The following is a 25,640-nucleotide window of genomic DNA, read 5'->3' on the forward strand; positions in this document are numbered from 1 at the left end:
CAGGGGGAACAGGCGTCAGCGCGACTTGCCCGTGGAAATCGAGGACTTTGGCGGGGGCGGCGCATAGGTGACGCCGCTGTTCGGTGCCATATCGAATGGCGGAATGACGAGATAGCCGCCAAACGGCCGGATGAAGAATGGCAGGACGATGGCCGGATCGTACGGATCGGTCCAGGTGCCGCGCACGGCGCCGTTCCGGTCGATCTGGCCGTCCCAGTTGCCTGAGACGCGCGTGCCGTCGTCCGACTCTTCCATCAGGAAGTTGCCGTTTTCCCATTCACCGGAAAGCAGCCGCACGCCCTTGCCGTCGCCGATCGAGTATTCGCCCTGCAGGCTGTCGCGCGTGTCGGATTTCGGCGCCACGCGCATCCGCACCGGCTTGTCGCCGAGCGTGCCAACGTAGACAGGGTATTGGGCGTACTCGGGGCGGGCAACAAGCACACCGGCAGGCCCGGTGGACAGGGTCGTGCCGCGCCGGCTCTCGCCGGCCCGGATTGCATCGTTGATACCCAGGGAGCCGCCCTGCCCGCCCGCCGTCGACAGGCTATCACCCGCCGCCAGGGCGGCAAACGGGGTCGCCAGCATCGCGGCGACCGTCCAACCGAACAAAGCGGGCAAAGCAGCGGAAAAACGGGGCAAGGCGGACTTCCTAGGGTATTTGTCTGCCGAGACTTTAAACGCGCTCGAAGATCGCGGCAATCCCCTGGCCGCCGCCAATGCACATCGTCACCAGCGCATGGCGACCCTGCACGCGCTGCAGTTCATGGAGCGCCTTGACCGTGATCAGGGCGCCCGTGGCACCGATCGGATGGCCCAGCGAGATGCCGGAGCCGTTCGGGTTGACCTTGGCGGGATCCAGGCCCAGCGATTTCGTCACGGCACAGGCCTGCGCCGCGAATGCCTCGTTGGCCTCGATCACGTCGAGATCCTTGACCGACAGGCCCGCGCGCTCCAGCGCAATCCTGGTCGCCGGCACCGGGCCGATGCCCATCGTCTTCGGATCCACGCCAGCGTGGCCATACGACACCAGGCGAGCCAGCGGCTTCAGGCCACGGCGCTCGGCCTCGGCACGTTCCATCAGCACCACCGCCGCGGCCGCGTCGTTCAGGCCCGAGGCATTGCCCGCCGTCACCGTGCCGTTCTCCTTGACGAAGACCGGCTTGAGCTTGGTCATGTCGTCGATCGTCGCGTCGTGGCGCACGTGCTCGTCGGTATCGAACACGACCTCGCCCTTGCGGCTCTTCAGCGTCACGGGGACGATCTGGTCCTTGAAGTAGCCGGCCTTGATGGCGGCCGATGCCCGGCGATGCGATTCCAGCGCGGCCTCATCCTGCTGCTGGCGGGAAATATCGTATTCCTTTGCCACGTTCTCGGCGGTCACGCCCATGTGGATGGCGTGGAACGGGTCGTGCAGCGCGCCCAGCATCATGTCGATCAGCTTGGCATCGCCCATGCGCGAGCCCCAGCGCGCCATCGGCGCCAGATACGGCGCCCGGCTCATGCTCTCGGCACCGCCGCCAATGGCCACGTCGGCGTCACCAAGCAGGATGGTCTGCGCGGCGCTGACAATCGCCTGCAGGCCCGAACCGCAGAGGCGGTTCACGGTGAGTGCCGGGGCATTGATGGATACCCCGCCGTTCACGGCGGCGACGCGGCCCAGGTACATGTCCTTGGGCTCGGTCTGGATCACGTTGCCGAACACGACGTGTCCGACGTCCTCGCCCGACACCTGGGCGCGGGCCAGCGCCTCGCGCACCACCAGCGCCCCGAGTTCGGTCGGCGCCAGATCCTTCAGGCTGCCGCCAAACGTCCCGATTGCGGTGCGGACACCGCTCACCACCACCACTTCACGCGTCATGTCTTGTCTCCATGCGGAATGTTGCGGCGCACAGTATAGACCCGGGAGCGCAAAAACGAACGACCGTACTTTTACCTAATTGTCTCTACAGGCACGCGGACAGCCGTGCCCATACGGTCAGGCCACCTCGCCCCACAGATCGTGCCCGTCGGCGCCCGTGATCTTCACGTTGACGAAATCACCGGTCTTGTAACGCTGCGACGGCTTGGCCGCCGGGTCGATGTAGACCAGCCCGTCGATCTCGGGCGCATCGGCCGACGAACGGCCGATGCCGCCGTCCTGGTTCACCTCGTCCACCAGCACGCGCAGCGTCTGGCCGACCTTGCGTTGCAGGCGGCGCGCCGACACCTCCTCGGCAACCTCCATGAAGCGGGCACGGCGCTCCTCGCGCACCTCGTCCGGCAGTGCGCCGGGCAGGTCGTTGGCGGTCGCCCCATCCACGGGCGAATAGGCGAAACAGCCCACGCGATCCAGTTCGGCCTCGGCGATGAAGTCGAGCAGCGTCTGGAACTCTTCCTCGGTCTCTCCCGGGAAGCCGGCGATGAACGTGCTGCGGATGGTCAGGTCCGTGCAGATCGCGCGCCAGGCGCGGATGCGGTCGAGCGTCTTCTCGGCATTGGCCGGACGCTTCATGCGCTTGAGCACGTCCGGATGTGCGTGCTGAAGCGGCACGTCCAGGTACGGCAGCACATTGCCCTGGTTCATCAGCGGGATGATCTCGTCCACGTGCGGGTACGGGTAGACATAGTGCAGGCGCACCCAGGCACCATACTGACTGGCCAGTTCGCCCAGCGCGCCAACCAGCTCGGTCATGCGCGTCTTGAGCGGCCGTCCGGCCCAGAACCCGGTGCGGTACTTCACATCCACGCCATAGGCACTGGTGTCCTGCGAGATGACCAGCAGCTCCTTGACGCCCGCCTTGAACAGGTTCTCGGCCTCCAGCATCACCTCGGCCACCGGACGCGACACCAGATCGCCGCGCATCGACGGAATGATGCAGAACGAGCAGCGATGGTTGCAGCCCTCGGAAATCTTCAGGTAGGCGTAGTGCTTGGGCGTGAGCTTGATGCCCGCGGCCGGGACCAGGTCGGTGAACGGATCGTGCGGCTTCGGCAGGTGCGTGTGCACGGCCTGCATGACCTCGCCCAGCGCGTGGGGACCGGTCACCGCCAGTACCTTGGGATGCACCGTGGTCACGATGTCCTGGCCTGCCGAATCCTTCTTCGCGCCCAGGCAGCCCGTCACGATGACCTTGCCGTTCTCGTTGAGCGCCTCGCCGATGGCATCCAGGCTCTCCTGCACCGCCTCGTCGATGAAGCCACAGGTGTTCACGACAACCAGGTCGGCGCCGTCGTACGTGCCGCTGATGGCATAACCCTCGGCCCGCAGCTGCGTGATGATCTGCTCGGAATCGACCAGTGCCTTGGGGCAGCCAAGTGACACAAAGCCGACTTTCGGCGCAGGAGTGGACAGAATGGTTTCAGACGACATGGGGCACCGCGTATGTGGGGATCTGGGCGCGTCCTACCGTCCCCGGTGGCGCGCCGCGCTCTGGCTAAGGGCATCCGGCGAGCCTGCCGGGCGCCGCGTGCCATGGAAGGCCGAGATTTTACCTTGATCGGGCCGGCTTGGCGCGGCGTTCGCCAAGACCCACCCGTTCACCGGCCAAACAGCCCTGCGAGCCGATCGATCACCACCTCCCCGCCGATGGCGTAACCAAGCATGGCGCTGCCACCCGAGGCGAACCAGATCGCCTTGTTAACCCGGTCTCGCAACGCGAGAATACGACCCTCGTTGGCCTGGATCTGGTCGGTCAGATGGTCTTCGAGGCGATCGAACCGCTTGTCGATGTTGGCTTCTGACTTCTGGATCCGAGCCTCGGTTTTCTCCTCGGCCTCGAGGAACTGAGCCTTTACATTCTCCTCGGCCTGGCGGAACCGGGCATCCACTTGTTGGAACCGAATCTCCATCTTCTCATCGGTCTCCCGGAAGCGAGCTTCCATCTTCTCCTCGGTCTCCCGGAACCGCGCTTCCATCTTCTCGTCGGTCTGCCGGAAGCGCGCTTCCATCTTCTCGTCGGTCTGCCGGATGCGCGCATGCAAATCGACTTCCATCCTGTCGACCCGGTCTTCGAACTTGTCGAAGCGGTTCGCCAACTGGTGGATTGCAGCCAGAACCCGGGATTCGGAAACCTCGATTCGATCGGTAACCCGGGTTTCGGTGTGCTTGATCTCTTCCCGCAATGCCACTTCCACGGCGTCGATCTGTCGCTCGTTGCGCTCCACGCGAGCCTCGAGCGCCTGCTGGGAGGCCTTGACCTCGCCAATTTCGCGCTGGACGTGCGTCAGCTGGCCGTAGATTCCCCCGGCAAACTCGACAAGCCTGGCGAGTCCGGATGTGTCGGCGGATTGGGATGAGATGCTCCACGCATGCGCGGGATTAGACATGGATCGCCCTCCGGATCGGACCGGATGGCAGGCAAGGCGGGATGCGCTTGGAAATGGCCATCGTGCAGTGGAAAAAAGGATTGTCATCGGCTTGCCCGGTGCTCAGGGCTTTGCCGATTGGAGCACAAGTCGCCTCCTGAAATCCTTGTTCTGCAACCAACAGCGCGTAAAAAGGGCAAACCGCCACACATCCACAACATTGCGTGGCGCAGAGGCAACTCTTTCCAGCCTGCATTGCACAGGGGGAGAGATGCCCGCCGCCCTTTTTCCGTCAGTCTGGCGAAACTACTTCTTGTCCTGCTGGTTGAACGGGAACGTGCCGAACATGCTCTTGGCCTGGTTCTGCATCTGTTCCTGCATCTGCACGAACAGGTTCTTGCTCTGCTCGATGTAGTTGCTCATCATGCCCTGCATCATCGGGCCCTGCAGGTTCATGAACTGCGACCACATGTCGGGGCTGAAGGCCTCGCCCGAGTAAAGGCCCTTGGAGTTCTCGGCCAGCTTGTTCTGGATGTCGATGAACGCCTGGATGTTCTTCTCGAGGTAGGTGCCCATCATGCCTTGCATGGCATGGCCGTAGAAACGGATGATCTGCGACAGCATGGCGCTGGAGAACATCGGCACGCCGCCCGTTTCCTCTTCGAGGATGATCTGCAGCAGGATGCTGCGCGTGAGTTCGTCACCGGACTTCGCGTCGACCACCTTGAAGTCTTCGGTGTCCATGACCAGTTGCTTCACGTCCGCGAGCGTGATGTAGGTGCTGGTTTGCGTATCGTAGAGCCGGCGATTGGGATATTTCTTGATCAGTCGCTCTGCGCCTTTTTTGGTCGTGGCCATCGATGCTCTATCCTTTTGTCGTCGCTGGTGCCGTGTCCCGGCACCGCTGCTGCGCCCCGGCACGCGCTGCTGCACCGCATGCGGTGCAGTGCGCAATAAAGCGCGTCATTCCGGCCGGGTGACACGCCGCGGGCGCGCAAGATACAACCGGACCAGACCCATGTGGACCGCGCCACTTTGGTGCCGGTTGCGCCATTGCCCTGATTCTATGCTCAAGAAAGCACTATGGAAAGCCGCGGGGCTTTAAGGAAAACCCGCAGCATTCCGCTTGGTCGCCGTTAAAAGCAAACCGTCCGCAGGCCACCAGGCTTGCGGACGGAAAGATGCCCGACAGGCTGATTTCCAGACAGGCGGCACGCTTGTGCAGCGCGCCAGATGCGCCGCATCATCGGCCGCCTTCCCGGGTCAGCCCATGTGCAGACCGCCGTTCAGCGAGAAGTCGGCACCGGTCGAGAAACCGGATTCGTCCGACGCCAGCCAGGCGCAGATCGAGGCGATTTCCGACGGTTCGCCGAGGCGCTTGACCGGGATCGTGCCCACGATCTTGTCGAGTACGTCCTGGCGGATCGACTTGACCATGTCCGTGGCGATGTAGCCCGGCGACACCGTGTTGACCGTCACGCCCTTGGTGGCCATTTCCTGCGCCAGCGCCATCGTGAAGCCGTGCAGGCCGGCCTTGGCCGTCGAGTAGTTGGTCTGCCCGAACTGGCCCTTCTGGCCGTTGACCGACGAGATATTGATCACCCGGCCCCAGCCGCGGTCGGCCATGCCGTCGATCACCTGCTTGGTCACGTTGAACAGCGACGTCAGGTTGGTGTCGATCACGGCGTCCCAGTCCGCGCGCGTCATCTTGCGGAACACCACGTCACGCGTGATGCCGGCGTTGTTGACCAGCACGTCCACCTCGCCCACTTCGGCCTTGACCTTCTCGAAGGCCGCCTTGGTCGAATCCCAGTCCGCCACGTTGCCCTCGGACGCCACGAAATCGAAGCCGATGGCGCGCTGCTGTTCAAGCCACTTCTCGCGGCGCGGCGAGTTCGGGCCGCAACCCGCCACCACCTTGAAGCCGTCCTTGGCCAGGCGTTGGCAGATGGCGGTTCCGATGCCACCCATGCCCCCGGTCACGTATGCAATGCGCTGAGTCATATCCACTCCTAGTTGGCTCGATCGATTCGATGTTGCCGAAACGCTTCGGTTGTTGTTGTCGATGCCGGCGGCGTCCCTCGGTACGGTCCGCCGGCATACCCCTCATGCTCTTGTCGCCAAATGCCCTGCCCTGCTCAGCGCTCGACCGCCAGGGCCACGCCCATGCCGCCGCCGATGCACAGCGAGGCCAGGCCCTTCTTCGCGTCGCGGCGCTTCATCTCGTGCAGCAGCGTCACCAGGATGCGGCAGCCCGACGCGCCGATCGGGTGCCCGATGGCGATGGCACCACCGTTCACGTTGATCTTCGACTGGTCCCAGCCCATCTCCTTGTGCACCGCCAGCGCCTGCGCCGCGAACGCCTCGTTGATTTCCATCAGGTCCAGGTCCTGCACACCCCAGCCGGCGCGCGACAGGCAGCGCTTGCTGGCCGGCACCGGGCCCATGCCCATCACGGCGGGGTCCACGCCCGCGTTGGCGTAGGCCTTGATCGTCGCCAGCGGGGTCAGGCCCAGCTCCTTGGCCTTGGCGGCCGACATGACCACCACGGCGGCGGCGCCGTCGTTCAGCCCCGAGGCGTTGGCCGCCGTTACCGTGCCCGCCTTGTCGAAGGCCGGCTTCAGGCCCGACATGCTGTCCAGCGTGGCGCCCTGGCGCACGAACTCGTCGGTCTTGAATGCCACCGGGTCGCCCTTGCGCTGCGGAATCATGACCGGCACGATTTCCTCGTCGAACCTGCCAGCCTTCTGGGCCGCCTCGGCCTTGTTCTGCGAGCCCACGGCGAACTCGTCCTGCGCCTCGCGCGTGATGCCGTATTCCTTGGCCACGTTCTCGGCGGTGATGCCCATGTGGTACTGGTTGTAGACGTCCCACAGGCCGTCCACGATCATCGTGTCCACCAGCTTGGCATCGCCCATGCGGAAGCCATCGCGCGAGCCCGGCAGCACGTGCGGCGCGGCGCTCATGTTCTCCATGCCGCCCGCCACCACGATCTCGGCCTCGCCGGCGATGATGGCGTTGGCCGCCAGCATCACTGCCTTCAGGCCCGAACCGCACACCTTGTTGATGGTCATGGCCGGCACCATGTCCGGCAGGCCCGCCTTGCGCGACGCCTGGCGGGCCGGGTTCTGGCCCGAACCGGCCGTCAGCACCTGGCCCATGATCACTTCGCTGACCTGGTCCGGCTTCACGCCAGCACGCTCCAGCGCCGCCTTGATCACCAGCGCGCCGAGTTCGGGCGCGGGGATCTTGGCCAGGGAACCACCAAACTTGCCAACTGCCGTGCGAGCGGCAGAAACAATGACGATATCGGTCATTTCAGGTCCTTTCGAGAAAACGGTTCGCGGATCGGGTCGGAACGGAGCCGGCTTCCGTGCGCCGGCCCGCGAGAAAATCAGGCACGCTGTTTGACGTAGCGTCCCGGCGCAGGTTCGATCGCCTTGTAGTGGGCATTGCCGAACGCCTCGGGCGCCGCGCGCTTCTGGCCGGCCTGCTTGCCGAGCCACGCCATCCAGTCGGGCCACCAGCTGCCCGGCTGCTCCTTCGCGCCGGCCAGCCAGTCATGGGCCGAGGCAGGCAGCGAATCGTTGATCCAGTGGCTGCGCTTTTTCTTGACCGGCGGGTTGATCACGCCGGCGATGTGGCCCGACGCGCCCAGCACGAAGCGCAGCTTGTTCTTCAGCAGCGCGGTGGAGGCGTACGCCGCCGTCCACGGCACGATATGGTCCTCGCGCGAGCCATAGATGTAGGTCGGCACGTCGATGGCGCCCAGGTCCACTGGCGCGTTGCAGACCGTGAGCTTGCCCGGCACCTTGAGTTCGTCCTGCAGGTACGTGTGGCGCAGGTACCAGCAGTACCACGGCCCCGGCAGGTTGGTGGCGTCGCCGTTCCAGAACAGCAGGTCGAACGGCACCGGCGTGTTGCCCTTCAGGTAGTTGTCGACCACGTAGTTCCAGACCAGGTCGTTCGGCCGCAGGAACGAGAACGTGTTGGCCAGCTCCACGCCCCGCAGCAACCCGCACGGCGCGCCCGAGGCACCGCCCAGCGTGGCTTCACGCAGTTGCACGTGCGATTCGTCGACGAACACGTCGAGGATGCCGGTGTCCGCGAAATCGAGCAGCGTGGTCAGCAGCGTCAGGCTGGCGACGGGCCGTTCGCCCCGGGCAGCCAGCACCGCCAGCGCCGTGGAGATGATCGTCCCGCCAACGCAGAAGCCAAGCACATTGATCTTGTCGAGCCCGCTGATGTCGCGCGTCACTTCGATGGCGCGGATGGCGGCGTGCTCGATGTAGTCATCCCAGGTGCGCTCGGCCATCGAGGCATCGGGATTGCGCCACGAGACCAGGAATACCGTGTGCCCCTGCTCCACCGCATGGCGCACGAGCGAACTCTCGGGCTGCAGGTCGAGGATGTAGTACTTGTTGATGCACGGCGGCACCAGCAGCAGCGGGCGCGCGTAGACCTTGTCGGTCAGCGGCTTGAACTGCAGCAGCTGGAAGTATTCGTTCTCGTAGACCACCGCACCTTCGGTCACGGCTACGTTGCGGCCCACCTCGAAGGCGGCTTCGTCGGTTTGCGAGATCTTGCCGCGCCCCAGATCCTCCAGCATGTTGCGCACGCCGTTGCGCAGCGACTCGCCGCCGGACTCGATCAGCCGCTGCTGGGCGTCGGGATTGGTGGCGAGGAAGTTGGCGGGCGACATGGCGTCCACCCACTGCGACACGGCGAAGCGGATGCGCTGCCGAACCTTGGGATCGGCTTCCACGGCATCGGCCAGTTCCGTCATTGCGCGAGCCGTCAGCAGATAGAACGCCGCCGTATAGCGATACGCGGCGTTGTTGCGCCAGGCCGGGCTGGCAAAACGGCGATCCGACAGGCGCTGGCTCGCGGCGCCCTCCGCTGCGGGCTGCGTGGCGCCGTTCGGCGCCATCGCGCCGGCGCCCATTTCACGCCACAGTTCGGAGAAATCCTTCAGGTAGCGTTCCTGGATACTGGCCAGCTGGGCCGGCGCAATCTTCACCGCACCCGCCGCGCCATTGCCCTGCAACGCCTCGAACGCCTTGGCGAAGGCGTCGCCGCCGGGGAAGCCGGCAGGAAAGCCGTTGGGGAACCCATTGGGAAAGCCGTTCGGGAAACCATCGGGAAATGCACCGGCCATGCCGGCGGAAAAACCGGGTGGCGTCGTGCCACTGGTTTCGGGTGCCCACAGACGGGACCACTCCAGCCAGGCGGCTGGATCGAATGGCCCCGGCGCAAATTGAAACGGTTGGGACTTGTCTTCCGTGCCGGAAGCTGCCGCACCTTTGCCGGTCGCCATGATGTATTCGTCTCTCTGCCGTCGTGATGGTTGACGGGGACGGGGTAGCTGTCTCCCGACCCGCCCCGGAATCCGGGTTGCGTTCCACGGGCCCACTGGAGCGGCCCGTCACTTACGCTATGCTTGCCGGCGAAACCCTCGAACTTCCTCGGTTCCGATACATTTGAAGGCATTGTTGCCTTGCAATGTAGAGGCTGTCAATGCGGAATTCCGCATTCCCATACGGCCGTCGGGGAAGTCTTGCCCGACCTACCGGACGGTAATCCACATGCGGATTCCCGGGTCCCGGAGGCTCCCTACCAGAACGAGATGAAGCGCTGATGTATATCGTGGCAATTGGCTGGCTCTACGTGGTGCTGATGATGGCGATCACGGAGACCAATGTGGTGGCCGGGGTGGCGACGTTCGTGTTTTACGGGCTGGCGCCCGTGTCACTGGTGATGTACATCCTGGGCACGCCGGGCCGGCGCCGGCGCCGCAAGGAGCAGGAGGCCCGGGCGGCCCAGGCGGCGCGCGAGGCGCCCCCTGCCCGTCCGGAGCAGGACACCGGCGGCTAGTCCGCCAGCCAGACCAGCGTGGCCATGCGGCCCGTGGTGCCGTCGCGGCGATAGGAATAGAAGCGTTCGGCGTCGGTCACGGTACAGGCGTTCCCGCCCCAGACTTCGGTGCAGCCGGCCCGCGCGAGCCGGAGCCGGGCCAGTGCGTACAGGTTGGCCAGGAACTTGCCCGGCGCCCCCGGCACGAAGGCGGCATCGACGCCCGGCCGCTCGTGCGCCAGCGCCCGTTCGAGGAATGCCGCGCGCACCTCCGCACCCACTTCGAAAGCCGCCGGCCCGATAGCCGGGCCCAGCCAGGCCAGCCATCGCGTACCGCTATCGCCGCCAGCCCGCTCGGCCATCCGCGCCAGCGTGGATTCGATCACCCCATCGCACAACCCGCGCCAGCCGGCGTGTGCGGCGCCGACGACCGTCCCCGCCGCATCGCACAGCAGGACCGGCAGGCAATCGGCGGTCATGACCGCGCAGACGGCACCGGGTCGCGTGGCGATGCTGGCATCGGCCTGCGGCACGCCAGGGCCGCCGGGTCCACTGTCGTCGGCCGTGGCGACGCCGCAGCCATGCACCTGTTCGAGCCAGTGCGGCATCGCCGGCAGATGGCTGGCGAGCCGCGCCCGGTTAGACGCCACTGCCGCCGGTTCATCGCCCACGTGGGTGCCGAGGTTGAGTCCGCCCGGCCGGCCGCCGGCCAGCCCGTAGACGCCGGTGCTGACACCGCCGTGGCGCGTGGTGGAGAGCGCCCGTACCCGGGCGGGCGCCGGCCAGTCCGGCACGAGCCAGCCGGCTTCCGTCACCGCGTCAGCGCCCGCGGTCATCGTCATCGTCGTCATCGGCTTCGCCCTCGTACCAGGTGGCTTCGTCGAAATCGTCGTCCTCGTCGTCCTGATCGGCATGCGCCTCGAAATCGAGCGCGTCGATCAACGCCTGCAGGTCATCAGGGGGCGGCGCCTCCCACGAGACCTTGCGGCCCGAGACCGGGTGCACCAGCCCCAGCTTGTAGGCGTGCAACGCCTGCCGCGCCAGCGGCACCGGCAGCGGCACCCGGATGGCCTGGCGCGTGCCGCGCTGCGTGGCCTTGTGGTAGACCGGATCGCCCAGCAGCGGATGGCCGATCGATTCGAAATGCACGCGAATCTGGTGTGTGCGGCCGGTTTCCAGCTGGCACATCACCATCGAGACATGCGAGCGGCCCAGCGGCACCGTACCCAGCGTCTGGAAATGCGTGCGCGACGGCTTGCCGCTGTTCGTATACACGATGGCCATGCGCGTGCGCTCGCGCGCGTCGCGGGCAATCGGGGCGTCGATCGTTCCCTCGTCCGGCGTCTGGCCCCAGACAAGCGCCAGGTACGTGCGCTTGACCGTGCGGGCAGCCAGCTGGCGCACCAGGTCGGTCTGCGCGCTGATCGTGCGGGCCACCACCATCAGCCCGGTCGTTTCCTTGTCGAGCCGGTGCACGATGCCGGCGCGCGGCAGCCGCGCCGCGCCGGGATCGCGGTGCAGCAGGCCGTTCAGCACGGTGCCGCTCCAGTTGCCGGCCGCGGGATGTACCACCAGGCCGGCGGGCTTGTTGATGACCAGCAGCGTGTCGTCCTCGTAGACCACGTCCAGCGGCACGTCTTCGGCCGTAAACGCCGTCGATTCGGGCGCGGCCTGGGGCCGGATCTCGATGCGCTGGCCCATCTGGACCGACGCCTTGGCGCGGCTAGGTTCGCCATCCACGCGCACGGCGCCGTCCTCGATCCATTGCTGGATGCGGCTGCGCGAGAATTCGCTGAAGTGACGTGCAAGCAATTTGTCGAGCCGTTCGCCGTGGCCCGCGCTGTCGACGTCGAGGAACTGCGGCGCCATGTCGGCGGCGCCAGGGGCAGCCCCGGCCACCTCGTCCTGGTCTTCCCCGGCCTCGTCGAGCGCGTCGAAAGGCTCGTCGAGGTCCTCCGCTACGGGGTCGGCGACCTCCGGCGTTTCGATGTGGCCGTCCAGACCGGTTTCGGTGCTGGGGGTTCGGCTATAATGCTTGGCGCTATTTTTTTTCATCCGGAACAGGTTGCCCATGCAATTGCAGAGCATGAAACGCGCTGATTGGCGCGCGAAAATTGGAGCGGTTTTGCTCGCAGGCGGCTGCGTCATGCTGTCGGCATGCGGCCTGCTTGGAGACCAGCCTGACGAAACGGCCAGCTGGTCGGCCAACAAATTATATTCGGAAGCCAAGGATGCCCTCGACGGCGGCGACTACACGCGCGCCGTGAAGCTGTACGAGAAGCTCGAAGGCCGCTATCCGTTTGGCCGCTACGCCCAGCAGGCGCAGATCGATACCGCCTACGCCAACTACAAGGATGGCGAGACTGCCGCCGCGCTGGCCGCCGTGGACCGCTTCATCCAGCTCCACCCGAGCCATCCGAACATCGATTACGCCTACTACCTCAAGGGCCTGATCAACTTCAACGACAACCTCGGCTGGCTGGGCCGTTTCTCGGGCCAGGACCTGAGCGAGCGCGACCCGAAGGCCGCGCGCGCCGCCTACGATGCGTTCCAGATCCTGATCACGCGCTACCCGGACAGCAAGTACACGCCTGACGCCACGCAGCGCATGCAGTACATCGTGAACTCGCTGGCCCAGCACGAGGTCCACGCGGCGCGCTACTACTACCGGCGTGGCGCCTATCTGGCGGCCGTGAACCGGGCCCAGCAGGCGCTGAAGGACTACGACGGCGCGCCGGCCAACGAGGAAGCGCTCTACATCATGGTCCGTTCGTACGACGCGCTGGGCATGACCGACCTGCGCGACGATACCGCCCGGGTCATGGAGCGCAACTATCCGAACAGCGACTTCATCAAGTACGGCGCGCGCCGGAAAGACAAGTCGTGGTGGGAAGTGTTCTGACTTCCGCGCCAACCTGAGCCAAGGCTGACAGTGCCTGCCAGCCCGGCCCCGACACCCCGAATGCCGCCTCAGGCTTCGGGGTGTTTTTGTTTCCGGCGCGCGCCCGGCATCGTCCCAGTCTCAAAATCACCGCATCTGGATTCAGACAATTCCTAGCGTCGCAGCGGGGGTGCATCAATAAGCTGTCCTGAGAGTTTTCTTAGGAGCTTTACCATGCATACGCTGCATCCTACCGCCGCCGAACCCGGTTCGATCATTCCACAGAGTCGCGCGGCGCCGGCTCCGTCTCAGGCCCTTCAGGCCCTTCAGGCCCTTCATGCCCGCCCGCGCGGCCGCTGGCTGTCACGGACCACCAAGCGCCTGTTCGACGTTTCCGCCGCAGTGAGCCTGCTCGTCGTACTGTCGCCGGCGCTGGCCGCAATTGCCTGGCGCGTGGGCCGCGACGGCGGACCGTGCCTGTACGGCCATCCCCGCATCGGCAAGGGTGGCCGCCCCTTCAAATGCCTGAAATTCCGCTCGATGGTGCCCGACGCCGAGGCCAGGCTGAAATCGCTGCTCGAATCCGACCCCGCCGCCCGCGCCGAGTGGGAGGCCACCTACAAGCTTCGCAACGATATCCGCGTCACCGCGATCGGCCGGCTGCTGCGGCGCACCAGCCTCGACGAACTGCCCCAGCTCTGGAACGTGGTGCGCGGCGAGATGAGCCTGGTGGGACCGCGGCCGGTGGTGGAGAAGGAACTGCAGCGCTACGGTGCCTGCGCCGCGTACTACCTGCAGGTGCCGCCCGGCATCACCGGGCCCTGGCAGGTCAGCGGACGCAACGACACCAGCTACGAGGACCGCGTGGCGCTCGACCTCGACTACGTCACCCATTGGTCGCTGGCGCGCGATATCGGCATCCTGTTTCGCACCGTCGGCGTGGTGCTGCGCCGGCGCGGCGCCTACTGACGCGTCACCGGCCTCAGCAGCAGCATCGACAGCGGCGCCAGTGCCGACAGGTGGCGCATGTAGCTGCCGAGGTCCGGCTCGAACAGCATCGACACCGCCACATGGGCCATCACGAGACAGGCCGGCAGGCTCGCCGGGCTGGCTTGTGCCCGGCCGGCCACCCCGCCGGCCACCGCGCGGAACGCCGGCCACGCGGCCAGCCAGAGCCAGAACTGCATGGCCGCCTCCTTCACGCCCGGATGCCACAGCACCGTCAGGTTCAGCCGCAGGCAGGCGTAGAGATAGTTGCCGATGAAGCCCGGCAGGGAGTCGAGCGGATACGGATTCAGGAAGCTCGTGCGCGCACCATACGGTGACTGGAACTGCAGATACTGCACCGCCAGATCCCGGGCAACCTGCAGCGTGTGCAGTATCGCGGGAGGCACCAGCATCAGCGCCAGCAGAGCCACGCCCAGCGCCACGATGCGCCGGCGCGGTCCGAGCCGCGTCAGCAGGTACAGGGCCAAGGCCAGACCGAGGATCAGCGCGTAATAAGGCCGCAACAGGACGGCATAGGCCGTGTAGGGCAGCAGCAGCGCCAGCCACATGCGTATCGGCCGACCCTGACGGGCGCCCGTGGCCACCAAGAGCGCCATCGCCACCACCAGCGTATCCTTGCTCGCCACGAACAGGTTGAAGAACACGCACGCCACGCCAAGCAGCGTGGCCGCCGCCATCAGCCCCGGACGCCGGGCGTCGCGGTACAGGAACCACAGCAGCCACGCGCCAATGCCCATCACGAACGGATCGAGTCCCGCCCCGATCGCCGTGAACAGCTGGCCCGCCACGTCGAACGAACTGCCGGCGTAGGTGTCGGCGCCCGCCATCTGTTGCTCGATCTTCTCGGCGTCCCGGAAGATCGTATCGGGCAGCAGCCGTCGCGCGTTGAGGTACACCAGCCCGTACGACGCGATGGCACCGGCAGCCACGGTACGGGTCACGCCGGCGCTCAACGCCGGGCCCACGCTCAGGCTGCGCATCGACGCCGTCCCGTCATGCCGTGGCGCATTCGCTGTCAGGCGCTGCGGGACAGCGCAATCTCCAGGCAATGGCAATCGCCAGCCACGCCAGCACGGCCGCGCTGAGCACCAAATGCGCCGACGCCGCCCCGAGCATGCCGTGCCCGGCGATCAGCAGCCAGCTTACCGGCACGCCAGCCAGCACCACCGGCAGGAAGCCGCACAGCAGGAAGCCGCGCAGTTCGAGCGCAATCGCCGATACCCATAGCAAATCCGCCAACGCCCGCAGCACAAACGAGCCCAGCAGGACCGCGAAAACGATGCGGTCGGCGGCGCTGGCGTGCCCGTTCGCCAGCGCCAGTACCGGGTCGAGCAGCAGGAACAGTCCCACAGCCATGACCACCGTGGTGGCCAGCAGGCTCACAGACTGGCGCGCGAGCAGCCCCGCGAAGCGCCCCGGCGCCTGGCTGGCCGTGCGCGCCAAGGCAGGGCCAGCCGTTGCCACCAGCCCCGCCTGAGCCAACGTCTGCACGGCATTGGCAATGGCCCACAGGAAGACGTACTGGCCCACGGCCACCGCGTCGAGCCACGCCGAGGCGATGAAGCGCTCGGCGTACTGCGTGCCTGACAGCAAGACGGCGGCCAGATAGAAGCTGGCCCCCGCCCTCCAGATCACGGCCAGCGGCAACGCCGCTTCGCGTGCGCGGACCGGGGGCGCCGCGTCGGCTTCCCGGGCGATGACCCACCAGCCGTGGGCGATCACGCCCAGATTGGCCGCCACCCACAGGCCCAGCACTTCGACCATCGACGTCACCACGCCCGCCGCCAGCCCGGCCATCGCCGCCACGGCCCACAGGCCCGTGCGCACGAACAGCAGCCACGACGCAGCCCGCGTGCGATGCAGTGCGAACAGGTAGCTGTTGACCTCATAGGCCTGATGCTCGCTCACTACCAGCAGCGCAAGCACCACGGCCGCGCTGGCCGGCAGCCAGCCCGCCGGCACCAGCGCGAGGATGGCAAGGCAGACCACCGCGTACGCCATGCCATAGATCCGTTGCAGCCGGATTGCCTCGCGTACCGCCGGCCCGGGCCCGCTGGCAAGCCGCCGGTTCATCTCGGCGCTGTACCCGAGCCCGAGCAGCTTCGTGCCGATGACCGCGGCGGCCAGCGCCAGTCCATACTCGGCCATCGCGGCACCGCCGAGCACCCGCGCGATGGCCAGCGTCAGCGCGAACTTGGCGGCCAGTGCCACGGCCCGCAGCGCGAGCCGGATCAGCATGGTCCTGCCCTCCTTGCGTGACCGCCACCGCTCACATCGCGGGCATGGCGCAGGGTGTCGACCAGCTCGCCCCAGGCCGCCTGGTGATGCGCCGTCCGTCGCCGCAAGCTCCGATGGAAGGCATCGGCGGCACCCGGCGCGAGCACGGTTTGCAGCACGGCCAGCGGATCGAAATCGTTTGCATTGGCCACCCACTCCGGCAGGCCAAGGTCTTCATAGGCGCCGAAACCCTTGCGCTCATAGCTCAGGTGGAACGCCGGCACGCCGGCCAGCACGGATTCCAAGGCACCGTGCAGCCGCACCGACACCACGGCGTCCGGGCGGTCGTTGCGCAGCAGATCGCGCAGCGTGCCAGCCGGCTCGATGCCGAGGCTGCGGTAGTACCGCGCGTCGTCATTGCCGCGCACGGCGCTCTGCACGGCGAAGCTGATGCGGCATTCGCGCCCGAGCAGGTCGATCAGCCGGCGGGTCTGGGCGCGGTACTCCTGCCGGCGCGCGGCGCCCCATGCCGGGGCCTCGCGCAGCACCATCGCCACGTGCCGCACCGTTGTCGGGGTGGCGTCCGGCGTCGCCGACGCCAGCTGGTTTCCCAGCGCGAGCACGGCGAGGTCCGGCGCGCGCCGGACGTTGCCAAGTCGCGCCAGCCACTCCAGCGACCGGCCATCGCGCACATGGACCCGGTGCAACCCGCCCAGATGGTGCGCCAGCGCGCCGGACAGCCCCGCCGCCAACGGTCCGAACGCCGCCAGCGCCGGCCCGATGCTCTGCGGCAGATAGACCGCCGGCACGCCGGACTCCGCCGCCGCGCCCAACTGGACCATATGCCCGGCGTGCAGCTTCAACGCCTCGATGTCGGTGCGCGCACGCAGGTACCCGCCGCCGACCCCGACGATCAGGTCGGAGCCACCCAGCAGGCGCCGCAGCGCCCGCACGTCTGCGGTGGGAATCGCCGCCAGCGTGGCACCGCAGGTCCACAGCCGGCGCCAGCCCGCGCTGGCGATCACGGGGGCAGGCACCACCCGGCCGAAGTCGGCAAAAGACTGCGGGTCAGAGGCCACCAGCGTGATCTCGGCCTGCCCGCCCAGCGCCTCGCGGATCAGGCGCGCGGAAATGTCGACGAGCAGCCCGTCGCCGGAATTGCGGCGGCTGTAGGCGTGCAGCAGGGTCACACGGCTGCGGCTCATTGCATCGTCCCCTGGCGCCGGGGCGCCATCAGATCGTGGTAGAGCCGCATGACCCGGTGCACCATTGCCTCGACCGAATGGCGCTGGGCTGCCGCCGCGCAGTTCCGCCGCAGGCGCTCGCGCAACGCGGCATCGTCATGGACGCGTGCCAGCGCCGAGGCCAGCGGCCATGGATCGTCGGTATTGGTCACCACGAGGCCGATCTCTTCGGCATCGACCAGTTCGCTCGCGCCCGCCACCGCCGTGGTGACAATCGGCACGCCGGCCTGCATGGCTTCGAGATAGACGTATGGCAGGCCCTCGTAGCGGCTGGGCAGCAGCAGCGCGTCGAAGGCGCCGAGATAGCGCCGCGCCTGTGCCACGGCGCCCACCAGCCGCACGTTGGGCGGTACGGCGTCGGCCGGGCATCCCGCCACGGCCGCGAAATCGCCCTGCCCGATTACCGCAATCTGCGCCGGACAGCCAAGCCGGCCACGCAGCAGGTCGGCCACGCCTATCAGGCGGTCGAGCCCTTTCTGGTACACCAGCCGGCCGATGAATCCCACCACGAAGCGGTCAGGATCGATCCCCAGCGTCCGGCGAGCCTCGGCGCGCGGCAGTGTATCGAAGCTCGGTACGCCGTTGGGGATCGTGGTGATGCGCTGCCGTGCGATGCGCAGCGCCTCATGGGCATGGCTGGCTTCGGCGCCTGAGACCGCCACCAGCCGGTCGCAGGCATGGTTGCCGAGCAGCCGTTCGATGCCCCCGATCACGCGCCGCCGCAACGGCGACAGCGCCGGGTTCAGCGTGTAGAGCGCGTGGGGCGTGTAGACCTGCCGCCACGGCCCCCGGCAGCAACGCGCCAGCACGCCGGCCTTGGAACTGTGGCTGTGGACGATATCGGGCCGGATGCGCAACAGTTGCCGGTACACGGCCAGCCACGCCAGCGGATCGCGCCAGCCGATGCGGTGCGGCATCGGCACCTGCCCGATACTGGCGCACCGGTCGAGCACGCTGTCGTCGAAGATGGAGCGGTCGAGCCGCTCTCCGGCCGGCACCACGAGATGCGCCGCCACCCCTCCCGCGGAAAGCCCCCGGATCAGGTCGGCCACATGCATGGCCACCCCGCCGCTCACTGCCTCGGCCACCAGCGCCACCCGCAGTTGGCCCTTCGTGTCTGGATTCACTGTCACTGTCATTGTCGGCGCCCTCCGCGCCAGAGACTTCTTAATCTTGCCGACCACGCGCCCAGGCGCCCCGGCGGTCGGCCGCCGGCACCGTAGCGGCCGTAGCCGCCGTACCCATAGGTGCCGTAGGCGCCGAAGCGCCCGCCGTAGCGTCCCAGGCGGGGCGTCACCCCATTGAGCACCGCGCAGTCCAGTTCGATGCCGCACAGGCGCAGGCGCCGTACCGACTCGCGCAGATCGCCCATGCGCGAATGGCCGTCCCGTGCCACCAGCAGGACGAGGTCCGCGTTGCGGGCAAACAGCACCGCGTTGGTGTTGGCCTGCACCGGCGGGGCGTCGATCACCACGGCGTCGTAGCTGAAACGCGCCTGCGCCAGGAATTCCGCGAGGCGGCCGCCCGCGAACGGCTCCACCCCGTCGCCCGGCGCCTGGCCCTGGGTCAGTACGTCGAGGCCCGGCGCCACGCCGCGATGCACGGCGGCATCGAGCGAGAGCGCGCCGTCCACGACCTCGCAGGTTCCCGGCGCGGCTGGCAGCCGGAATGCCTCATGGACGCGCCCGCAGTGGGTGTCGATGTCCACCAGCAGTACGCGCAGGCCATCGGCCCCGAGCAACGCCGCCAGATTGGTGGCGATGAACGACTTGCCCGAGCCCGGCTCCGAGCCGGTGACCAGCACCACGCGGCGCTGCTGGTTCAGGCGCGTCAGGCGCAGCGCGGTCCGCAGGCTGCGCAGGCTTTCCACGGCGGGATCGTCCGGGGCGACCCCTGACAACAGGCCCCCGCCCTCGCCACGGCTGATCTGCACGTCGAGCGCCCGCTGCCGCTCCGTGCGCGGCACCATCGCCAGCACGCTGACGCCAAGCGCGGCCTCGATTTCCTCCGGTTCGCAAACGCCGCCGGCAAACCAGTCGCGGGCGAATGCCAGCCCCGCGCCCAGCACCAGGCCGCCCAGCAGGCCCATGCCGAGCGCCAGCGGCCATTTGGGCGCGATCGGCGTCTCGCCCGCTTCGGCCATGTCCACCACACGGGCGCCGGCCACCTGCCCGGCCTTCACGAGTTCGAGCTGCTGCGCGCTGCCCAGCAGCGCCATGTAGAGGTCGGTGGCCACGCGCACGTCGAGTGTGAGTTCGGCCACCTGCCGCTGCAGCGCCGGCAGGCCGCGCACGTTGCCCTCCACCTGCTGCAACTGGCGCCGCACGGCGTCCATCTGCCGGTCGATGGCGGTCACGCTGGCGTGGTGGCGCGTGAAACGCGTCACCAGTTCCTCGCGCTTCTGCGTCAGCCACAGCAACTGGGTGCGGGCCTCGGCGGCGGCCTTGAGCGCCAGGCGCGCCTCTTCGGCGAGGTCGGCAATGCCGTGCCGCTCGGTCATCGACGTGTAGCGCTCCTGCGCGGCCTCCAGCTGGCGCTTGAGGTCCGGCAACTGGCGGTCGAGAAACAGCAGGGACTGGGCCGCCTCGGCCGAGCGCTGTTCGATGCTCTGGCGCACGTACTGGTCGCCGATCTCGCGCAGCAGCGCCGTCACGAGGGCGCGGTCGGTGCCCCGCAGCGTTGCCACGAGCACGCCGGACTGCCGCACCTTCTCCTGCACGTTGAACTGGTCGCGCGTGGCCGCCACCATGCTGAGCCGCGAGCGCCGCGTGACCGTGAACTGCGCGCCGGGCGCCGCGCCGCGATCGATCACCTTGATCCGCCAGGGCCCATCCACGGTTTCCATCGCATGTTCCACGCCCATGGCGGCCGTCACCGGGATGCCGAGGCCCGGTCCGTCGAGGCGCCAGTGCCGGCCGTCCGGCAGCACCGTCAGCCGGAACGCCTCGCCTTCGAACGGCGCCGGCACGTCGAACGCCTCGACCACCACCTCGTCCACCCGCTCGCCCAGCCAGCCGCGCAGCACCCCGAGCGCGGCCCAGCGGCCCGGCAGCACCTCGATGTGCAGCCGCAGGCGGGTCACCGCGCCGGCCAGCACGCGCCGCGACGCGAGGATCTGCGCCTCGGCGGCGGCGGTGGTTTTCACGTCGAACAGGTTTGCCATGTCGGCGGGCAGGCCCAGCGTGGTGGCGGCCGTGCCCGCGTCGTCAAGCTGGATCAGCATGTCGGCCTGCCACGTGGGCCGCACCAGCAGCATGAAGGCCATCCCGGCCAACAATCCGGCCAGCACCATGGCCACCACCAGGCGACGGTGGCGGCTCAGCACGTCGAACAGGTGTAGCAGCGTTACCTCGTCGCGCGCAGCGGGCGCTCTGGCAGCGGCAGATGTCATCGGAATCGCGGGATGGAAGTTCTTGATGGGGGTCGGGTCGGCAGCTCGGGAATCCGGCCGCCTCTAGTGCAGCGATCCGATGCGGGCGGTCCACTCGCGCACGCCTTGCCGGATCTGGGCCAAGGCACGCTCGAAGGCGGACCGGGGGTGGCCGTAAGGGTCCGGCACGCCGGGCCCGCCGTGCTGATCGATCAGGAAGACCTTGCCGGAGCCCGGCAGGTACAGTTGCTGGATCGCCGATTTCTGGACCGCGTCCATGACGAGCACGAGATCGGCCCGCATCAGATGCGCCAGCGTCAGTCGCTGCGCGCGGTGTGCGGACAGATCGAGGCCCCTTTCCGCGCAGACTGCCGCCGCCAGCGCATCGGCCGGCGCGCCGGGAATGGCTTCAAGACCGGCCGACCACACCCGCCGCCCCGGCAGTGCCTCGCGCATGAGCCCCTCGGCCATGGGGCTGCGGCAGATGTTGCCGATGCAGACGACAAGAATGGCGCCGATCATTTGAGGACGCTGGCGGTCGAGTTCAGATACTGGGCGCTCGGAATCAGCTGGTTGACGACCCGGGCCCAGCGCGTGATGTCGCCGGCATCGACGAACACCACGTCGCGCGGCTTCAGCGGGAAGCCCTCCGCCAGCGCCAGCGCCACCGGCGAGCGGGCGTCCAGATGAAACACTTCCGGGCCGCCCGTCTCGTGCTTGCGCACCACGTAGATATGCTGCGGATCGCTGGTCATCGGATTGACGCCGCCGGCTTCGCCCAGCGCCTCGTTGAGGCTCAGCCGGCCGTTGCGCGGCAGCACCACGGACGGCTTGTGCACTTCGCCGAGCACGAAAACCTTGCTGTCCTCGCGCTGCGCCACCCGCACGATGTCGCCGCTGCGCAGGCCGATGCCGGCAGGGTCCTGCCCCGCCCGCAGCAGTGCCGGCAAGTCGATGTCCCAGCGCCGGCCGTCGCGGTGTAGCGTGATGCGGCTGCTGTCGCCGCGCTCGGCATGTACACCGCCGGCCCGGTTCAGCGCCTCCACCAGCGTCATCGGCACGTCGTCGATGTATTGCGGCCCCGGCGTCCTGACCTCGCCATCGAGGTAGACCCGCTGGCTGCGGTAGGCCAGCACCCGCACCGTCACCTGCGGCTGCGCGATCACCCGGCCGATGCGGCGCGTCAGTTCGTCGCGCGCCTCGCCCACCGTCATGCCCGCTACCCTGACGCGGCCCGCATAGGGAAACTGGATCTCGCCGGCCCGGTCGACCACGTAGCCCGGCACGGTCGAGGCACCGCCGTAGCCGGGCGCATCGTAGCCGATGCCTACCGAATAGGTCTGGTGGGGAAACATCAGCTCGGGGTGGTCCCAGACGACGATGGAGAGGATGTCGGCCGCGCCGATCTGGTACGGGCCGGGGCGCGCCAGCAGCGCGCCGAGGTCGGCCGGGGGCGCCCCGGCATGGGCCTGAAGCGTGTTGACGAGGTCCCAGGAGATCGCGGTGACGCCGGGTGCGCCGGGTGCGCCGGAGGGGTCGGCGGCAGGATCGCCGGCTTCCGCGGAATCAGAGGCTGTCGATGCGAACGACAGCGCGCCACGCATGCCCGGCGCCAGCATGCAGCCGTGCAGGGCAAGCGCTGCCAGCAGCATGGCGAGCATGCGCGCCACGCCAGTGCAGTACCGTCCGCCCGGGCCATCCGGCCGCCGCCTTCCGCTCATAGACCGCCTGTCAGGTGAAAAGAAACAGGCGGATCGTAACGACGGCGACCCACTGGTCACCATCGGATTTATCCTATTCTTTGCGGTGAATTCTTATGTCAGCGCATCACAGGTTTTCGCGTGTATTCTCGGGATGCGGCACTGCTGTGCCGTGGTCTTTCCCGCAACATCCTTGTTATTGCAATACCCACTGTGACCCGCATCATCCTCGCCGACGACCACACTCTGATCATTACTGGCCTGCGGGCATTGCTGGGCGGGAAAACCAATTGCGAGATCGTCGGTGAAGCGGCCAATCCCGAGGCCCTGCTGACGGTCTTGCAGGAACACCCCTGCGACGTGCTCGTCACGGACTTCCACATGCCCGACGAGCGCTGCGCCGACGGGCTGGTCATGCTCGGCATGATCCGGCGGCGCTTTCCGCAGGTACGCGTGATCGTGCTCACGGCGCTGGCCAATCCGGGGCTGGTCGGGAGCATGCTGCAGGAGGGCGTACGGGGCATCCTCGGCAAAGGCGGCAACATGAGCGAACTGCCGCTGGCCATCAAGGAAGTAATGAACGAACGAATCTACCTCTGCAAGTCGATCCGCCGCGAGCTGGAGCGCTTCGACCGCAACGTCTTCGCCCAACAGCCGACCCGCGTGCTCAGCCCCAGCGAGCTGGAGGTGGTGCGGCTCTACGCCAGCGGCCTTAGCGTGACGAGCATTGCGGGCGTGCTCCATCGCAGCATCAAGACCATCAGCACCCACAAGCGCAATGCCATGATCAAGCTCGGCCTGGACAGCGACGCGGCGCTCTGCCAGTACGCGTCGCGCAACGGACTCAACTAGCGTCGCCGCTGGCGCCCGCATCCGCTTGGGGCAGTTCCGCAGACGCTGCCGAACTGCCGTTCAGCCCTTCCAGGAAGCGGACCACCGTTTCGGACTCGCGCGTGCGCGTAAACGGCGGCAGGCTCTGCCAGATCTGGCGGCCGTAGGGTTTCTCCACGAGCCGGGTGTCGCAGATCACAAGAACGCCACGGTCCGACTCCGACCGGATCAGGCGCCCCGCGCCCTGTTTCAGCGTGATCACGGCGTGCGGCAGCTGGTGCACGGCAAACGGGCTCAGGCCCTTCTTCTGCAGCACCTCCATGCGCGCGGCCAGCACCGGATCGTCGGGCGGCGCGAACGGCAGCTTGTCGATGATGACCAGCGAGAGCGCCTCACCGCGCACATCCACGCCCTCCCAGAAACTCTGGCTGCCCACCAGCACGGCGTTGCCGAGCTGGCGGAAGCGATCGAGCAGCTCGGTACGGCTGGCCTGGCCCTGCACCAGCAGTGGCAGGTTCAAGCCGCGCGCCGCGAACAGGTCGTAGAGCATGTCCGAGGCCTTCTGCACGGCGCGCAGCGTGGTGCAGAGCAGGAAGGTCCGCCCGCCGGCGGCCTCGATCAGCGGCAGCGCCTTTTCCACCACCGCTTCGGTGAATTGGGGCGAGTTGGGCGGCGGCATGTCGCGCGGCACGTAGAGCAGGCCCTGCTTCGCGTAGTCGAACGGGCTCGGCAGCGTCAGCGAGCGGTCCTTGTCGAGCCCGAGCTGCGCGGCGTAGTGCGTGAAGTTGCCCTTCACCGACAGCGTGGCCGACGTGAAGATCCAGGCGCGCGGATGGCCGGCGCGCTGGCGCGTGAAGATCGGCGCGATCGACAGCGGCGTGCGGTGCAGTTGCACGGTCTGCGAGAAGACCTCGACCCAGCGCACGGTGTCGGGGCCGAGTTGCAGCGGTTCGGGTGCCGCGGGTGCCGTGGATGCCGCGGCATCGGTCCCGTCAGCACCCTCCTGGGCGGCCGGGGCTTGCGGTGGCACGGCGGTGGCCACGCGGTCGTCGCGCCACGCCGCCAGGCGCTGCGCCAGTTCCACGGCGCGGCGGTGGCACTGCTCCAGCGTTTCGGCGCGCTCGGCCTGAGATTCCAGCGCCTCGACGAAATCCGACAAGGCGGTGTCCAGCGCGTCGAGTGTTTCCTGGAACGGTTCGCGCATGCGCGGATCGGCCTCGATCTGGCCCAGCGCCAGGCGCATGTTGTCGCGGCCGAAGGCCAGCCGCAGGTCGCGGGCGGCGCGCTCCAGCGGTGCGCCCAGCGCCACCCAGTCCACGGCGTCACGGGCGTGCGACAGGCCCTCGGCCACGGTATCGCGCGCCAGCTCCAGCAGTTGGCTGGTCGAAAGCGTCTCGCCGAAGAACAGCGTGGCCGTCTCGGGCAACTGGTGGGCTTCGTCGAAAATCACCGTGTTGGCGGCCGGCAGCAGTTCCGCCATGCCGGTATCGCGCAGCACCACATCGGCGAAGAACAGGTGGTGGTTGACCACCACCACGTCTGCCTGCTGCGCCTCCTTGCGCGCCCGCATCACGAAGCATTCCTTGTACTGCGGGCACTCGCTGCCCAGGCAGTTGTCGCGCGTTGAGGTCACCATCTGCCAGACCGGCGCGTTCTCGGGCACGGCGGCCAGTTCGGCCTTGTCGCCGGTGGCCGTGGTCTTGGCGAACTTGGCGATGTCGCGCAGCCAGGCCGCGTCCTGCTTCGACGCCAGCCGGCCGTTGGCCTGCGCGCGCTCCAGGTGGTAGTGGCACAGGTAGTTGGCGCGCCCCTTGAGCAGCGCCACCGACACCGGCACATTCAGCGCGTGGCGCACGGTGGGGATGTCGCGCAGGAACAACTGGTCCTGCAGGTTCTTGGTGCCCGTGGACAGGATCACCTTGCCGCCCCACAGCATCGCCGGCACCAGATAGGCAAAGGTCTTGCCGGTGCCGGTGCCGGCCTCGACGATCACCGATTCGTTCTGCGCGATGGCGTCGGCCACGGCCTCGGCCATCTTGCGCTGCGAGGCACGCGGCCGGTAGCCGGGGATGGCGGTGGCCAGCGTGCCGGTCTCCGCGAACATCGTCGCCAGTTGCGCCTGCTGGGCAGCCAGCTCGCTGGCGGGGGCCGCCGCTACCGGCTGCGGGTCCGCCCCGCCATGTTCGGCAGCGGACTCGGGCGCGTGGGCGTGTTCGGAGAGGAGATCGGGCTGGGACAAGGTGGGGTGTCTT

At 67.9% G+C, this 25,640-nt stretch carries 21 protein-coding genes and 1 pseudogene; 4 read left to right on the forward strand and 18 right to left on the reverse strand.

From position 1 onward, the window contains the following. Positions 1-15: 15 nt before the first annotated feature. The 8 genes from EV147_RS06660 to phaC form a co-directional block, all read right to left on the reverse strand. Complete coding sequence (locus EV147_RS06660; protein ID WP_130391209.1) at positions 16-585, reverse strand: hypothetical protein; 570 nt, start codon at positions 583-585, stop codon at positions 16-18. Positions 586-673: 88 nt separating this feature from the next. Continuing rightward, positions 674-1,858 (reverse strand): beta-ketothiolase BktB, encoded by a 1,185-nt coding sequence (gene bktB, locus EV147_RS06665; protein WP_130390309.1) that lies wholly within the window; start codon positions 1,856-1,858, stop codon positions 674-676. 117 nt (positions 1,859-1,975) lie between these two features. Next, positions 1,976-3,349, reverse strand: coding sequence for a 30S ribosomal protein S12 methylthiotransferase RimO (gene rimO, locus EV147_RS06670; protein ID WP_130390310.1), 1,374 nt, complete (start codon positions 3,347-3,349; stop codon positions 1,976-1,978). Positions 3,350-3,516: 167 nt separating this feature from the next. Continuing rightward, complete coding sequence (locus tag EV147_RS06675) at positions 3,517-4,305, reverse strand: hypothetical protein (protein ID WP_130390312.1); 789 nt, start codon at positions 4,303-4,305, stop codon at positions 3,517-3,519. A gap of 285 nt (positions 4,306-4,590) precedes the next feature. Next, complete coding sequence (gene phaR, locus EV147_RS06680; RefSeq protein ID WP_130390314.1) at positions 4,591-5,142, reverse strand: polyhydroxyalkanoate synthesis repressor PhaR; 552 nt, start codon at positions 5,140-5,142, stop codon at positions 4,591-4,593. 405 nt (positions 5,143-5,547) lie between these two features. Continuing rightward, the gene (locus tag EV147_RS06685; protein ID WP_130390315.1) at positions 5,548-6,288 is read right to left on the reverse strand and encodes a 3-ketoacyl-ACP reductase; all 741 of its coding nucleotides are present in this window, start codon (positions 6,286-6,288) and stop codon (positions 5,548-5,550) included. A gap of 134 nt (positions 6,289-6,422) precedes the next feature. Then, a complete protein-coding gene (locus EV147_RS06690) occupies positions 6,423-7,601 on the reverse strand; it encodes an acetyl-CoA C-acetyltransferase (RefSeq protein ID WP_130390317.1) in 1,179 nt (392 codons plus the stop codon). Positions 7,602-7,678: 77 nt separating this feature from the next. After that, a complete protein-coding gene (gene phaC, locus EV147_RS06695) occupies positions 7,679-9,601 on the reverse strand; it encodes a class I poly(R)-hydroxyalkanoic acid synthase (protein WP_130390318.1) in 1,923 nt (640 codons plus the stop codon). 320 nt (positions 9,602-9,921) lie between these two features. On the opposite strand from phaC, the gene EV147_RS06700 reads away from it, so the two are divergent. Then, positions 9,922-10,158, forward strand: coding sequence for a hypothetical protein (locus tag EV147_RS06700; RefSeq protein WP_130390320.1), 237 nt, complete (start codon positions 9,922-9,924; stop codon positions 10,156-10,158). On the opposite strand, the gene pgeF is transcribed toward EV147_RS06700, so the two are convergent. Both pgeF and EV147_RS06710 read right to left on the reverse strand, forming a co-directional pair. After that, a complete protein-coding gene (gene pgeF / locus EV147_RS06705) occupies positions 10,155-10,988 on the reverse strand; it encodes a peptidoglycan editing factor PgeF (RefSeq protein WP_407923200.1) in 834 nt (277 codons plus the stop codon). The two genes, EV147_RS06700 and pgeF, sit on opposite strands and share 4 nt — an antisense overlap. Continuing rightward, positions 10,957-12,192: an RluA family pseudouridine synthase gene (locus EV147_RS06710; RefSeq protein WP_130390321.1), complete on the reverse strand. Its 1,236-nt coding sequence runs from the start codon at positions 12,190-12,192 to the stop codon at positions 10,957-10,959. Before EV147_RS06710 ends, pgeF begins: the two co-directional genes overlap by 32 nt. 16 nt (positions 12,193-12,208) lie before the next feature. Here EV147_RS06710 and EV147_RS06715 point away from each other — a divergent pair, with 16 nt between their 5' ends. Continuing rightward, positions 12,209-13,039 (forward strand): outer membrane protein assembly factor BamD, encoded by an 831-nt coding sequence (locus tag EV147_RS06715; RefSeq protein ID WP_130390323.1) that lies wholly within the window; start codon positions 12,209-12,211, stop codon positions 13,037-13,039. 345 nt (positions 13,040-13,384) lie between these two features. Further along, positions 13,385-13,987: pseudogene (locus tag EV147_RS06720) on the forward strand (sugar transferase); the annotation flags it as partial. Here the strand turns inward: EV147_RS06720 and EV147_RS06725 are convergent. From EV147_RS06725 to EV147_RS06755, 7 genes are all read right to left on the reverse strand, one after another. Next, positions 13,981-15,006, reverse strand: coding sequence for a hypothetical protein (locus EV147_RS06725; RefSeq protein ID WP_130390327.1), 1,026 nt, complete (start codon positions 15,004-15,006; stop codon positions 13,981-13,983). The pseudogene EV147_RS06720 and the gene EV147_RS06725 sit on opposite strands and share 7 nt — an antisense overlap. A 13-nt stretch (positions 15,007-15,019) precedes the next feature. Next, positions 15,020-16,264, reverse strand: a complete 1,245-nt coding sequence (locus tag EV147_RS06730) for a lipopolysaccharide biosynthesis protein (protein ID WP_130390328.1) — start codon at positions 16,262-16,264, stop codon at positions 15,020-15,022. Further along, a complete protein-coding gene (locus EV147_RS06735; RefSeq protein WP_130390330.1) occupies positions 16,258-17,448 on the reverse strand; it encodes a polysaccharide pyruvyl transferase family protein in 1,191 nt (396 codons plus the stop codon). Before EV147_RS06735 ends, EV147_RS06730 begins: the two co-directional genes overlap by 7 nt. Then, positions 17,445-18,626 carry a glycosyltransferase family 4 protein gene (locus tag EV147_RS06740; RefSeq protein ID WP_130390332.1) on the reverse strand — a complete coding sequence of 394 codons (1,182 nt, stop codon included), beginning with the start codon at positions 18,624-18,626 and terminating at the stop codon, positions 17,445-17,447. The genes EV147_RS06735 and EV147_RS06740 overlap by 4 nt, the downstream gene beginning before the upstream one ends. Beyond that, a complete protein-coding gene (locus EV147_RS06745; protein ID WP_130390334.1) occupies positions 18,623-20,878 on the reverse strand; it encodes a GNVR domain-containing protein in 2,256 nt (751 codons plus the stop codon). The genes EV147_RS06740 and EV147_RS06745 overlap by 4 nt, the downstream gene beginning before the upstream one ends. 63 nt (positions 20,879-20,941) lie before the next feature. Next, positions 20,942-21,379: a low molecular weight protein-tyrosine-phosphatase gene (locus tag EV147_RS06750; RefSeq protein WP_130390336.1), complete on the reverse strand. Its 438-nt coding sequence runs from the start codon at positions 21,377-21,379 to the stop codon at positions 20,942-20,944. Further along, a complete protein-coding gene (locus EV147_RS06755; protein WP_235844616.1) occupies positions 21,376-22,518 on the reverse strand; it encodes a polysaccharide biosynthesis/export family protein in 1,143 nt (380 codons plus the stop codon). Before EV147_RS06755 ends, EV147_RS06750 begins: the two co-directional genes overlap by 4 nt. Positions 22,519-22,770: 252 nt before the next feature. Here EV147_RS06755 and EV147_RS06760 point away from each other — a divergent pair, with 252 nt between their 5' ends. Next, entirely contained in the window at positions 22,771-23,409 is a 639-nt protein-coding gene (locus EV147_RS06760; RefSeq protein ID WP_130390337.1) for a response regulator transcription factor, read from the forward strand. On the opposite strand, the gene EV147_RS06765 is transcribed toward EV147_RS06760, so the two are convergent. Next, positions 23,402-25,627 (reverse strand): ATP-dependent DNA helicase, encoded by a 2,226-nt coding sequence (locus EV147_RS06765; RefSeq protein ID WP_235844617.1) that lies wholly within the window; start codon positions 25,625-25,627, stop codon positions 23,402-23,404. The two genes, EV147_RS06760 and EV147_RS06765, sit on opposite strands and share 8 nt — an antisense overlap. Between the last annotated feature and the right edge of the window lie 13 nt (positions 25,628-25,640).

This window comes from Cupriavidus agavae, assembly GCF_004217045.1.
GTDB lineage: Bacteria > Pseudomonadota > Gammaproteobacteria > Burkholderiales > Burkholderiaceae > Cupriavidus > Cupriavidus agavae.

Excerpts from the sequence above, each read along its gene's own strand:
- EV147_RS06660 (WP_130391209.1), bottom strand. The coding sequence starts at position 585 with ATGCTGGCGACCCCGTTTGCCGCCCTGGCGGCGGGTGATAGCCTGTCG.
- bktB (WP_130390309.1), bottom strand. The coding sequence starts at position 1,858 with ATGACGCGTGAAGTGGTGGTGGTGAGCGGTGTCCGCACCGCAATCGGG.
- rimO (WP_130390310.1), bottom strand. The coding sequence starts at position 3,349 with ATGTCGTCTGAAACCATTCTGTCCACTCCTGCGCCGAAAGTCGGCTTT.
- EV147_RS06675 (WP_130390312.1), bottom strand. The coding sequence starts at position 4,305 with ATGTCTAATCCCGCGCATGCGTGGAGCATCTCATCCCAATCCGCCGAC.
- phaR (WP_130390314.1), bottom strand. The coding sequence starts at position 5,142 with ATGGCCACGACCAAAAAAGGCGCAGAGCGACTGATCAAGAAATATCCC.
- EV147_RS06685 (WP_130390315.1), bottom strand. The coding sequence starts at position 6,288 with ATGACTCAGCGCATTGCATACGTGACCGGGGGCATGGGTGGCATCGGA.
- EV147_RS06690 (WP_130390317.1), bottom strand. The coding sequence starts at position 7,601 with ATGACCGATATCGTCATTGTTTCTGCCGCTCGCACGGCAGTTGGCAAG.
- phaC (WP_130390318.1), bottom strand. The coding sequence starts at position 9,601 with ATGGCGACCGGCAAAGGTGCGGCAGCTTCCGGCACGGAAGACAAGTCC.
- EV147_RS06700 (WP_130390320.1), top strand. The coding sequence starts at position 9,922 with ATGTATATCGTGGCAATTGGCTGGCTCTACGTGGTGCTGATGATGGCG.
- pgeF (WP_407923200.1), bottom strand. The coding sequence starts at position 10,988 with ATGACGACGATGACGATGACCGCGGGCGCTGACGCGGTGACGGAAGCC.
- EV147_RS06710 (WP_130390321.1), bottom strand. The coding sequence starts at position 12,192 with ATGAAAAAAAATAGCGCCAAGCATTATAGCCGAACCCCCAGCACCGAA.
- EV147_RS06715 (WP_130390323.1), top strand. The coding sequence starts at position 12,209 with ATGCAATTGCAGAGCATGAAACGCGCTGATTGGCGCGCGAAAATTGGA.
- EV147_RS06725 (WP_130390327.1), bottom strand. The coding sequence starts at position 15,006 with ATGCGCAGCCTGAGCGTGGGCCCGGCGTTGAGCGCCGGCGTGACCCGT.
- EV147_RS06730 (WP_130390328.1), bottom strand. The coding sequence starts at position 16,264 with ATGCTGATCCGGCTCGCGCTGCGGGCCGTGGCACTGGCCGCCAAGTTC.
- EV147_RS06735 (WP_130390330.1), bottom strand. The coding sequence starts at position 17,448 with ATGAGCCGCAGCCGTGTGACCCTGCTGCACGCCTACAGCCGCCGCAAT.
- EV147_RS06740 (WP_130390332.1), bottom strand. The coding sequence starts at position 18,626 with ATGACAGTGACAGTGAATCCAGACACGAAGGGCCAACTGCGGGTGGCG.
- EV147_RS06745 (WP_130390334.1), bottom strand. The coding sequence starts at position 20,878 with ATGACATCTGCCGCTGCCAGAGCGCCCGCTGCGCGCGACGAGGTAACG.
- EV147_RS06750 (WP_130390336.1), bottom strand. The coding sequence starts at position 21,379 with ATGATCGGCGCCATTCTTGTCGTCTGCATCGGCAACATCTGCCGCAGC.
- EV147_RS06755 (WP_235844616.1), bottom strand. The coding sequence starts at position 22,518 with ATGCTCGCCATGCTGCTGGCAGCGCTTGCCCTGCACGGCTGCATGCTG.